Source organism: Streptomyces sp. CB03238, from assembly GCF_002099185.1.
Lineage (GTDB): Bacteria > Actinomycetota > Actinomycetes > Streptomycetales > Streptomycetaceae > Streptomyces.
The window spans coordinates 14,057-25,892 of sequence record NZ_NBCN01000024.1; the positions used below are offsets into that span (position 1 = coordinate 14,057).

Sequence of the window (11,836 nt, forward strand, 5' to 3'; positions counted from 1 at the left end):
GGTCAGCGGTCCCCTCTGCGGCTGTGGACGTACTCGGCCCGGATACCGGCGCGCCACCGCTGGTAGTGGCCGGTGCCGGTGGCCTCGGGGCCGAGGGCGGCGAGGGAGCGGACGGTCCAGTCGGCCGCCTGCTCGGCGCCGGTGCCAGTGAGGAGGGGCGCGGCCTCGGCGGTGTGCTCGGGGACGTGCCCGGAGACGCGGTGGGCCTCGCAGGCGAAGGCGGCCCCCTGGGCGAGGTCCGGGCGGTGCTCTCCCGCCAGTTCGGCAAGGCGCCGCAGCTCCTCGGACGTCGCGCCGCCCGCGTACGTGGCGGCGAGTCCGGCGCCGCTCCACAGGTCGCCGCGCCGCGCCGCCGGGAACTCCGCGATCCGCAGCGCGATGCCGTCGGGGTCGGCGCACTCGTGGAACCACAGCGCCCGCCCGAGGCCCTGGTCGCGGATGGCCCGCTCGTCGGGGGCCAGCCCCCGCTCGACGTGCTGCCGCCCGATGACCCGGTCGGGGTGGAAGAAGCCCTGGTGGAAGCCGTATCCGTCCCAGGCGAGCCAGCACTCGGGCGGGCCCGCGCCGGGGATCCCGCCCCGTGGCCGCAGCCCGAGCCGGGCGTACGCCCACCCCGCGCCCACCTGGGCGAGGTGCGGGTAACGGGCGGCGGGACCGGTCAGCAGGGCAGCGAACCGGCGGCCGCGCGAGGCGGTGAGCAGGTCCAGTACGCCACAGGCCATGCCGGCGCCCTCGTAGGCGAATCCGCGCCGCTCGGCCGGGAGCAGTTCCACCTCTCCGGCCAGGTCGGACAGGGTGCGGGCGCGCAGGGCGGCGTGGAAGCCGCAGAGGAAGGCCTGCCCGGCGGCCTGCAGGATGTCGCGCGCCGGTCCGGGGCGGAGCCGGAAGCGGCGTACGCCGAAGTCGACTTGCGCCGTGTCCTGGCGCAGCAGGGGAATCACGACGCGGCGCAGGGGACGCGGCACGACGGCGGGAGAGGCGGAGAAGGTGGAAAGCATGTCAGCCGGACTCCTGTTTTCTCTGAGCGGCGGCAATGGCGCGTTCCATGAGGGCGATCATCAGATACGGCTTCGCCACGGCCTGGAAATCCAGATCGGGGCCGAGGGAGCGGACCGTGCCCTCCAGAACCAGCAGCGACAGAATGGGAAAGACGAATTGGGGGTCGGCGTACAGTCCGTGGCGGCGCTGAACGGCGAAGAGCCGGACGGCGAAGTCCATCAGGTCGAAGGTGGCGGTGGTCGCTCCCCCGCAGGAGTCGACGAGGGCGGCGAGGTCGCGCCGGAACGCGGCGGTGTCGGTGTCCCGGCCGGGGCGTGCGGTGGACAGCACGATGTCGGCGCAGGCCGGTCCGTCCCCGCGGCTCATCGCGTCGAAGAAGTCGGTGAACCTGTCCCGGGCGTGCTCGGTCAGGCGCACGGTGAACCCGGCGTCGACGATGGTCACGGCGCCGCCCGGTCCGCAGATCAGGTTGCCGGGGTGGAGGTCGCAGTGGACGAGGCCGTCGAGGAAGAGCATGTGGTACGCGGCGCGCAGCGCGGTGACGACGGCCCGTGCGCCGTCCGGCCCTTCGGGCGGCGGCCGGTGCAGGTCGTCGAGGTACTCCATGACGAGGACGTCGGGGCCGCACAGCTCCTCGTACACCGCCGGCACCCGCACTTGGTCCACCTCGGCCAGGTTCTCCTTCAGGAAGCGGAGGCTGCGCCGTTCCCGATGGAAGTCGAGCTGTCCGCGCAGGGACTGGGCGAGCTGCCGCACGATGTCGGTCACCGGCACGCCGCGCAGCGGCGGCAGCGGGGCGACGAGCCGGGCGAGAGCCACCATGATGGCCAGGTCGGTGGTCAACTGGCGTACGACACCGGGCCGGCGGACCTTCAGGGCGACGGTCCGGCCGTCCGTCAGGTCGGCCCGGTAGACGCAGGCGATGGTGCCGGCCGCCACCGGGCGGCGCGCGGCCAGGGCGGGGCCGTCGTCCCGCAGCGCGCCTCTCAGTTCGGGGCCGAAGTGCCGTGAGGCGTCGCCGAGCGGGAGCGGGCGCACCTGGTCGTGCAGGGTGCTCAGCACCCGGGCGACATGACGGGGGACCACGTCGGCACGGGTGCTGAGGATCTGAGCGGCCTTGACGAAGGCGGGTCCGAGAGCGGTCACCGTGGCCAGGAGCCAGGCGTCCCGCCGTGGTGCGAAACCGCCCCTCCCCGGCACCAGCGAACAGCGGAGGGCGAGGCAGCCCAGAAGGACCAGCCGGACCATGAGGACGAGGCAGATACGCACGCCCCGTACGACTCCGGCGACCGCCGTCGCCGCCGGAATGTCGGCATGGCTCATCACAGGTACCCCGCCCTCGCCGTCCGCTCTGTCCGGCTCAGCCGCCGACCGAGACCGGGAACTTGTCGATCGTGGCGATGACGTCGTCGAGGTTGTCCGGGCTGACCAGCTGGATGGGGTTCTGCAGCCGGTACAGGTCCCCGTCCGGCGGGAACCGGTCGAGGTTCGGGCTCTGGAGCACCGCCGGTTCCTTGGTCCGCAGGACCAACGGCTCCCGCGCGGCCGTGGCGCCGGGCGGCGACTGGATGGTCAGCGTGAACGACAGGAACATCGTCGCGCTGAGCTGCGGCGGGAAGTGCTGGACGACCTTGAGCAGGCTGTCCGGCGTCGCCTCGGAGTCGTCCTGCTTGATGGTGATGCGGCCGAGGTTCTCGTGCTCGGCCGACACCTCGTGGCCGACGACCTTCAGCACGACGGCCTTGTGGGCCGGCTCGTCGGGGTGGGCCTCGACCCTGACCTTGATCCCGCCCTTGAAGTCGACGGTGACGAGCGAGGTACGGATCTTGAGCGGGACGTTGGCCGCGTAGCAGCTGCAGGGGACTTCTGCACCGACTCGCGGAAGCGCAGTGGTTGTGGGCACGGAAAGAACCTCCGAACGTTACTCGGGGAGTTGGTGGGGTGCACTCCTGACATTCCCGAGTACCTCCATTCGGACCATTGTCCGGGCAGCATTCACCCATCCGAGTGGCGAATACACCGTCCATTGGCGAGAACTGGACAGAAAGGGGTCGGCCAATAAAATTCGGCCGGGAAAAGGCCGGGCCTCAATGGCGCGGTCGGAAATTCAGGCCTCGTCGAGCCGCCGCCCCCGCGTCTCCGGCGCGAGGAACACGAACGCCACCGCCGCCAGCGCCAGCGGCACCGCCGCCACCAGAGCCGTGACCTCCATCGGCGGCACCGCGGCGGCGCCCACCGCCAGCGCGAGGACGACCACCCCGCCGACCTTGCTCACCGCCGCCGCCCAGCCCGTCCCCCGGGCCCTGAGCGCGGTCGGGTACACCTCGGAGCTGTACGCGGCCACCACCGCCGCGGTCGCGCTGATCCCCCACAGCGGGACGAACAACAGCAGCCGCATCAGCGACTCGTCACCGGCGACCCCCTCACCCGCCACCGCCAGCACCACCAGCGCCCCCGCCGCCGCCCCCGCCACGACGACCGCCGTACGCCGGCTGCTCCACAGCCCGTACAGCAGCGCGGTCAGCACATTGAGCGGCAGGCTGATCAGCGCGCTGTCCCGCAGGATGCGGGCCGAGGACGCCTCCAGGTACCCCGCCCGGCCGAGATTGACGGGCAGCCACATCTGGAAGCCGTACGTCAGCAGCCCGGCGCCCGCCGCCAGCAGGGTCAGCACCGCCGTACGGCCGCCGAACCCCCGGTCCCACAGCCGGGGACGACCGGACACCGGCGCGGGTTCGGCCTCCGGCACGGGCGCCACCGTCGAGCCGTAGCGCCGCAGCACCTCGCGCGCCTGCTCCACCCGGCCGGTGGCGAGCAGGAAGCGCGGCGACTCCGGGATCCAGCGGTTCAGCATCAGCAGCAACAGCCCCGTCGGCAGCCCCACCAGCCACAGGACGCGCCAGCCGAACTCCGGGGTGAGGACCGCCGCCAGCCAGCTCGTCAGGGCGTACGCGACGGTGACGTTCCCGCCGATCAGCACCATCAGCCAGCCGCGGTGCCGGCGCGGCACCGTCTCGGCCATCAGCGTGAACGCGATCGGGATCATGCCGCCGGCCGCCATGCCCATCACCAAGCACATCAGGACGTTCCACCAGAAGCCCGGCATGGCCCCGCACACGGACGTCGTGGCGAACAGCACGCCCGCCAGCAGGATCGAGTTCCGCCGCCCGATCCGGTCGCCGAGCCGGCCCCAGACGAACGAGCCCACCATCGTCCCGGTTATCCCGGCCAGCGGCAGCCACGCCACCGGCACCCCGCTCCCGCCCCCGCCGCGCAGCGGCGAGGCCAGACCGTACTCGGCGGCGACCCCGGGCACGACGAGGGAGAGCGTCAGCGGCTTCATGACGTCGACCGTCACGGCGAGCGACAGCACGATCAGCAGCATCACGTGGGCCGGCCGCAGCCCGGCGTCGTCGTCCGCGCGCACCCGGACGGCCGCCGCCTGCCGGCGCAGCGCCTCGGCGCGGGGCGGCCACAGCCCCACCAGCACGGCGCCCACCCCGGCGACGACGAGGACCATGCCCGCCACCATGGCCGGGTCGGGCGTCATCCCCGCCATGCGGTAGCCCATGTGGCGCGCGTGCCAGAACATCGGCAGGTGCAGCACCGTGCCCGCCGTGCTGGCGGCCACCCCGGCCCAGAACCACACGGGCCGCGGAAATCCGCCCCCGGCCTCCGCCCACAGCGTGCTCTTCACTTCCGTCCCCACCCCTTTTCCAACCCGTCAGTTCGCGCCACCCATGGCTGGACCGTCTCCTCCTCGCGGGCAGGGGCCATACGCCGAACGGCCCAGGTGGAATCGGTTCGGCGGCCGATGCCCCGGCACGGCGGGGGCGGCAGGCTGAGCGGCGCACGGCTCGTCGCCCCCCACGAGGGGAGGGGGCGACGAGCCGAGGAGACCGTTACCGCATCAGGACGCCCGCGCCCTCCCCCGTCGCCTCGGTCGGCAGCGCGACCAGCCCCAGGTCGGCGCCCGCCGCGAGGAGCCGGTGCGTCGGCAGTATCCGGACCGTGTACCCGAAGGGGCCCGTCCGGTCGAGGGTCAGCGGGCCCTCGTACACCCAACGGCCCTGCTGGTCCGGCCCGCCCGCCGGCTTCAGCGGCACCGTCTGGGCGTCCCTCAGCCGGTCGTCGGTGTCGACCCGGCCCGCCACCGCCTGGACCTCGACGTCCTCCGGCTGGAGGTCCCCGAGCGCGACCCGCACCCGCAGCGCCAGCGTGGAGCCCAGCTCGGCGACGCCATTGGCCTCGTCCACCTCGACGTGGTCGACCGCTACGCGCGGCCACGCGGCACGCACCCGGCTCTTCCACGCGGCCAGTTCACGGGCCGCGCCGGTGTCCAGCGACCGGTGGGCGAGGGCGGCCGGGGCGTACAGCCGCTCCACGTACTCGCGCACCATGCGCCCCGCCAGCACCTTGGGCCCCAGGTTGGCGAGCGTACGGCGGACCATCTCGATCCACCGCTCGGGCAGCCCGCTGCCGTTGCGGTCGTAGAAGCGCGGCGCGACGCGCTGCTCGATCAGCTCGTACAGCGCCGCCGCCTCCAGGTCGTCACGCCGGTCCTCGTCCGTGGTCGGGCCGTCGGCGGTCGGGATGGCCCAGCCGAAGTCCGGTTCGTACCACTCGTCCCACCAGCCGTCCAGGACGGACAGGTTGAGGCAGCCGTTCAGCGCCGCCTTCATCCCGGACGTCCCGCACGCCTCCAGTGGCCGCAGCGGGTTGTTCAGCCAGACGTCGCAGCCCGGGTACAGCTTCTGGGCCATGCCCATGCCGTAGTCGGGCAGGAAGACGATCCGGTGGCGTACGCGCGGGTCGTCGGCGAACCGGACCAGCTCCCGGACCAGCCGCTTGCCGCCGTCGTCCGCCGGGTGGGCCTTGCCCGCCACCACGATCTGCACCGGCCGCTCCGGGTGCAGCAGCATCTCCATCAGCCGGTCGCGGTCCCGCAGCATCAGGGTGAGCCGCTTGTACGAGGGGACCCGGCGGGCGAACCCGATGGTCAGGATGTCGGGGTCCAGGACCCCGTCGATCCAGCCCAGCTCCGCCGCCCCCGCGCCCCGCTGCCGCCACGAGGCGCGCAGCCGCGTCCGTACCTCCGTCACCAGCTGTTCGCGCAGCTCGCGCCGCAGGTCCCAGATCTCGGCGTCGGCGATCTCGCCGACGGCGTCCCACCGCTGGGAGCCGCCGACGCTGAGCGCGTCCTCGGCGCGCTGGGTGCCGATCTTGCGCGCGCCGAGCCGGAAGACCTCGGGCGCCACCCAGGTCGGGGCGTGGACGCCGTTGGTGATGGAGGTGATCGGCACCTCGTCCGGGTCGAACCCGGGCCACAGGCCGGCGAACATCCCCCGGCTGACCGCGCCGTGGAGGGTGGAGACGCCGTTGGCGCGCTGGGCGAGGCGCAGTCCCATCACGGCCATGTTGAAGAGGTTGGGCTCGCCGCCGGGGTAGGTCTCCATGCCGAGGCGGAGGATGCGCTCGACGTCGACGCCGGGCAGTTCGGCGCCGTCGCCGAAGTGGCGGGCGACGAGCTCGCGGTCGAACCGGTCGATACCGGCCGGGACGGGGGTGTGGGTGGTGAAGACCGTGCCCGCGCGGACGGCCTCCAGGGCGGCGTCGAACTCGACGCCCTCCTCGCTCAGTTCCTGGATGCGTTCCAGGCCGAGGAATCCGGCGTGCCCCTCGTTGGTGTGGAACACCTCGGGCGCGGGGTGGCCGGTGAGCTCGCAGTACGCCCGTACCGCCCGGACACCTCCTATCCCCAGCAGCATCTCCTGCAACAGCCGGTGTTCGCTGCCCCCGCCGTACAGCCGGTCGGTGACGTCCCGCTCGGAGGGGCCGTTCTCCTCCACGTCCGAGTCGAGCATCAGCAGCGGTACGCGGCCGACCTGCGCCACCCAGATGTGGGCGTGCAGGCAGCGGCCGCCCGGCAGGGCGAGGGAGACCCGGACAGGAGTGCCGTTCGGCTGCCGCAGCAGGCTGACGGGCATCTCGTTGGGGTCCAGGAGCGGGTAGTGCTCCTGCTGCCAGCCGTCCCGGGAGAGCGACTGGCGGAAGTAGCCGTGCCGGTAGAGCAGTCCGACACCGATCAGCGGTACGCCGAGGTCGGAGGCGGCCTTGAGGTGGTCACCGGCGAGGATGCCGAGGCCGCCGGAGTACTGGGGCAGGGCGGCGGTGACCCCGAACTCGGGCGAGAAGTAGGCGACGGCGGCGGGCAGGTCGCCGTTCTGCTGCTGGTACCAGCGGCGGCCGCGCAGATAGTCGTCGAGGTCGTCGGCGGCGGCGGACAGGCGGCGCAGGAACCGCCGGTCGCGGGCGAGCTCGGCGAGCCGCGCCGCGGACACGGAGCCCAGCAGCCGGACGGGATCGCCGCCGGCCGCCCGCCACCCCTCGGGGTCGACGGCCTGGAACAGATCACGGGTCTCGGCGTGCCAGGACCAGCGCAGGTTGCGCGCGAGGTCACTGAGCGGCCGGAGCGGGTCGGGGAGGACGGGGCGCACGGTGAATCGACGGATTGCCTTCACGTGTTCCACCTTCGCAGGGCAGGTACGTATCGGGGCGGAACGCACGGGCGTTGTGCGTCCGCCTTCACCCTCCGACGTTATCGGCACCCCGCCCTCCGCAACCACGGCGCACTCAGGGGAGCGCGTTCACGTCACACTCACCGGGACCTCGTACGGGGAACCCGCGTTGACCGTTTCCGGGTCGAACGCGCCGGTCGCGGCGTACCGGGCGGCGATCTCGCGCCGTTCGTGCGCCGGGATCACGTCGTCGATGTGCGTGAAGCCTCCGGGGGCGCGTTCGTGGGCCAGATTGATGACGACTTCCGGGCCCAGGCGCCGGTTGGCGCGCTGAAGCTCCGTCATGGCGGGTCGCCGCTCGGCCTCGTAGGCGGCGAGGGCGCCGGCCGGGTCGCCGGGGTGGAGGAACATGGCGTGGGCGAGGGCCCGGGCGTCGACGATGGACTGGGTGGCGCCGTTGGAGCCGATGGGGTACATGGCGTGGGCGGCATCGCCGACGAGCGTGGTGCGGCCGTGGCTCCAGCGCAGCAGGGGCTCGCGGTCCACCATGGGGTACTCGTACGCGGCGTCGGCGGCGCGCAGCACCTCGGGGACGCTGACGCCGTCGAACTCCCAGCCCTCGTAGTGGCGGAGGAAGTCCGACACCGGGACGGCACGGTTCCAGTCGCCCCGGGCGGCCGGGCCGGCGATGCTGTCGGCGGGCATCGCCAGCGCCCAGTTGACGAGGACGTCGCCGGAGGGCCGCTCGGCCATCGGGTACACCACGGCCTTCTGCCGGTCGTCGCCCGCGATGAGCATGAACGTTCCGGCCCGGCGCGCGTCCATCCACGACACGCCGCGCCACACCAGCATGCCGTTCCACGGCGGCTCGCCCTCGCGGGGGTTGAGGGCGGCGCGGACCGCCGAGCGGATGCCGTCGGCGCCGATCAGGACGTCCGGCTCCAGCGACGCCCGGCCGCCCATGGCGCCCTCGCGGTGCTCCAGGCGCACGCGCGGGCGGCCGTCGGGCAGCTGCTCGAACCCCGTCACCCGGACACCGGTGACGATCGCGGACGGGCCGAGCCGGCGGCGTACCGCGTCGGCGAGTACCTGCTGGAGCCGGCCGCGGTGGATGGACAGCTGGGGCCAGTGGTAGCCGGCGCGCAGCCCGCGCGGCTCACGGGAGATCAGCCCGCCCGAGCGGTGGTAGTAGCGCAGCTCCCGGGTGCGTACGGCGTCGGCCTCCAGGTCGTCGAGGAGCCCGAGCGCGTCGAGTTCGCGTACGGCGTTGGGCATGATGTTCAGCCCGGCGCCCACGGGCTGGATCTCGCGCGCCGCCTCCACGACGGTGACATGGGGGAACCCGGCGGCGTGCAGGGCGAGCGCGGTGGTCAGGCCGGCGACTCCGCCGCCGGCGACGAGTATGTGCGGGGTCATGCCGTCACCCCCTCACGCGGCGCTGGGGCGCGGCCGCTCCGTGGCCTGGCGCACCAGCGTCTCGTTGTCCCTGGTGAGGTCGAGCACGGAACGCAGCAGGGCGACCGGCGCGCCGCCGCTGCCCTCGTCGTACAGCCGTACCTCGTCGCTGTAGGCCTTGCGGGCGATGCCGATGTGGCGGGCGCGGAACGTCTTGAGGATGCGCAGCACCTGCGCCAGGGAGTGGGCGGACGCGAGGAGCTGGGGCGGCAGCTGGTGGACGGTCTCCCAGCTGAGCGCGGCGGACAGTTTGCTGACCGCGGAGACGCCGCCCCTGTGGGTGGCGTGGAAGGCGCGCCACGACGGGAGGCTGTACTCGACCGATTCGTCGAGGAAGGTGTCGTAGCCGGGGTGTGGGCGGTCGCACTGCCAGACCGTCAGGTCGACCAGCCACAGCGGCACCTGGGCGGCGGCCGGGCCGAGGTAGTCGCGGCCGGCGACGTCGACCTCCTCGAAGTACGGGCGCAGGGTGCGGGCGAAGTAGGACGGCGAGACGTTGGCGATGGTGAAGTCGATGGCGTCGACCATCGCCTGGACGTGCTGTGCGGTGCGGTCCAGGGCGAGGGCGAAGCCGGGGTCGTACGGTTCGAGGCCGGCCAGCTGGCCGCAGGTGTCGAGGGCGGCGACGAGGCTGGGGAAGACCATCCGGACGGCTTCCTGGAGGTGGGCCTCCATCTCGTCCCCGGTGTACATCCGCTGGCGGTGGCCGAGCGGGTTCCAGGTGGTGTAGTGGTGCACGGTGTCGCGGGGCACCATGTCTGTGCGGCGGGCCAGTTCCTCCAGGACGGGCAGGACCTCGGGGACGGCGGCGACCGGCTGGACGCCGTGCCGTTTGAGGGAGCCGAGCAGCATGCCGAGGTCGCGCATGGCGGCGAGCGCCTCGATGACGCACCACTCGGAGACCCGGTCGAGGTCGGGTACGAGGGTGCGCAGCGCGACGGTGAGCGCGGGGACGTCGGCGTCACGGTTCATCGCGGGGAGCGCGGCGAGCAGCGCGTCGGCGCCGAGCGGGTCGGCGTCGCGTATCTCGGTGATGCGGTAGCGCGGTTCGGCGCAGGTATCGAGACCGGGCGCGACAAGGTCGTACAGGGTCAACGGGATGCCCCCCTCGGGCAGTGTGGGTTCGGGAGTGGCGCGGTGGTCGCTGGTCAGGCGGTCACCGCGGGTCGCCCACCCGGTCCTGGCGTGGCGGCGCCGGGGCGGGCGCGGGCAGGCTCAGCCGTACGGACAGTAGTGCGGCGGCGGCGGCGAACGCGGCGCCGACGAGCAGCGCCGCCTGGAAGCCCGCGGTTTCGGCCTGGGGTGTGGCCGTGCCGGTACGGGTGGTGGCCACGGCCACGAGAACGGCCAGGCCCAGGACGGATCCGAACTGCTGGCTCGTGTTGATCAGCCCGGAGGCGAGGCCGGTCTCCTCTGGCGTGGCCTCTGCCGTGGCGGCCACATTGGTGGTGACCATGACCAGCGGCAGGGCGGCGCCCAGCACGAGGCTGGGCGCGAGGACGGTGGTGGCGAAAGTTCCGTGGGCGCTCAGGGCCAGGGCGAGCCAGACCATGCCGGCGAGCAGCAGCCCGAAGCCGAGGGTCATGGTCCGGCCGAGGCCCAGGCGGAAGATGAGGCGGCCGGTCAGCGGGGCGGTGGCGACGACGACCAGGGACAGCGGCAGCAGGCCGAGTCCGCCGGCGAGCGGCGACTGGCCGAGCACGCTCTGGAGGTAGAGGCTGACCAGGAAGAACATGGGGAACAGCGCCATTTGGGCGAGGGCGCTGAGGCCGTTGGCGAGGCGCAGCGCGGGCCGCTTGAGTACGGCGGGCGGGACGAGGGGCCGGGCGACGCGGGTCTCGGTCACGGCGAAGACCGCCAGCAGCCCCGCGCCGGCCACACCCGCTACGGGACTGCGCCCGACGAGCGCGTACGCGACGAGGCCGAGGCCGCCGGTGGCGGTGAGCGCGCCGAGCAGGTCGAAGCCGCGCTCGGCGCCCCGGGTGCCGCCCTCCAGGAGGCGCGGGGCGAGCAGGCCGAGTACGGCGGCGACGGCGACGTTCAGCCAGAAGGTGGAGCGCCAGCCGAGCAGGTCGGTGAGGACCCCGCCGAGGACGGTGCCGAGGACGCCACCGAGGCCGCCCATCGCGGCGAACGCGCCGAGCGCCTTGTGCCGGGCGGGGCCGTCCGCGAACAGGATCAGCAGCAGCGCGAACGCGGCGGCGGCGGCCAGTGCCGCCCCGACGCCCTGCACGGCGCGGGCGGCGATCAGCGCGCCCGTGGACTGCGCGAGCCCGCCGACGGCGGAGGCGGCCGCGAGGAGGGCCAGCCCGCCGATGAACAGCCGCCGGTGCCCGAACAGGTCGGCGGTGCGGCCACCGAGGAGGAGCAGCCCGCCGAAGGTGATGAGGTAGGCGTTGGCCACCCAGGACAGACCGGCGGACCCGGCCCCGAGGTCGTCACCGACGGACGGCAGGGCAACGTTGATGATCGCCGTATCCATGATCATCAACAGCTGCGTCGCCGCCAGCAGCCCCAGCGCGCCGCGCCGGTTTCCGGACGTCCCCTTCATCGCCGGCTCCCCCGCCCCGGGCGGCGATGCCACCCCGGGTCCGCCGGGCTCAACCGCGACGGCGCGCCCGGCAGGGACGGCCCGGACAGCCCAGGCAGCCCGGTCCGGGCGCGCCCGGCCGCCGGGAGCACGTGCCCCACCGGGCAGCCGGACACGGCCGCCCCGCGCCCCGGGCGCCGCACACCGGCACCCGCGCCAGGGTTCCGGTCGCCACCAGGATCAGCCGCGCAACCGCCACGGTGCCAACCAGGATCGGCCACACGCGCCCGCCCCGGCTCCGCACACCCGACGCCACCGCCCCGGTCCCAACCGG

Annotated in this window: 8 protein-coding genes; all 8 read right to left on the minus strand. The window is 73.7% G+C overall.

Translation table 11 applies throughout. The annotated features are described in order from the left end of the window. Nucleotides 1-2: 2 nt before the first annotated feature. The gene (locus BKD26_RS31820; RefSeq protein WP_084905462.1) at nucleotides 3-998 is read right to left on the minus strand and encodes a DUF1702 family protein; all 996 of its coding nucleotides are present in this window, start codon (nucleotides 996-998) and stop codon (nucleotides 3-5) included. 1 nt (nucleotide 999) lies between these two features. Next, nucleotides 1,000-2,322 carry an AarF/UbiB family protein gene (locus BKD26_RS31825; RefSeq protein WP_084905464.1) on the minus strand — a complete coding sequence of 441 codons (1,323 nt, stop codon included), beginning with the start codon at nucleotides 2,320-2,322 and terminating at the stop codon, nucleotides 1,000-1,002. A 37-nt stretch (nucleotides 2,323-2,359) separates the two neighbouring features. Then, entirely contained in the window at nucleotides 2,360-2,902 is a 543-nt protein-coding gene (locus BKD26_RS41715; RefSeq protein ID WP_084905466.1) for a hypothetical protein, read from the minus strand. A 204-nt stretch (nucleotides 2,903-3,106) separates the two neighbouring features. After that, a complete protein-coding gene (locus tag BKD26_RS31835; RefSeq protein ID WP_084905468.1) occupies nucleotides 3,107-4,696 on the minus strand; it encodes an MFS transporter in 1,590 nt (529 codons plus the stop codon). A gap of 205 nt (nucleotides 4,697-4,901) precedes the next feature. Continuing rightward, nucleotides 4,902-7,520 carry a glycosyltransferase family 1 protein gene (locus tag BKD26_RS31840; protein WP_084905470.1) on the minus strand — a complete coding sequence of 873 codons (2,619 nt, stop codon included), beginning with the start codon at nucleotides 7,518-7,520 and terminating at the stop codon, nucleotides 4,902-4,904. Nucleotides 7,521-7,646: 126 nt separating this feature from the next. Continuing rightward, nucleotides 7,647-8,933, minus strand: coding sequence for a flavin-dependent oxidoreductase (locus BKD26_RS31845; protein WP_084905472.1), 1,287 nt, complete (start codon nucleotides 8,931-8,933; stop codon nucleotides 7,647-7,649). A gap of 12 nt (nucleotides 8,934-8,945) precedes the next feature. Then, on the minus strand, nucleotides 8,946-10,067 hold the full coding sequence (locus BKD26_RS31850) for a monodechloroaminopyrrolnitrin synthase PrnB family protein (protein ID WP_084905474.1): 1,122 nt from the start codon (nucleotides 10,065-10,067) through the stop codon (nucleotides 8,946-8,948). A gap of 61 nt (nucleotides 10,068-10,128) precedes the next feature. Further along, on the minus strand, nucleotides 10,129-11,523 hold the full coding sequence (locus BKD26_RS31855; RefSeq protein WP_084905476.1) for an MFS transporter: 1,395 nt from the start codon (nucleotides 11,521-11,523) through the stop codon (nucleotides 10,129-10,131). Nucleotides 11,524-11,836: the final 313 nt, after the last annotated feature.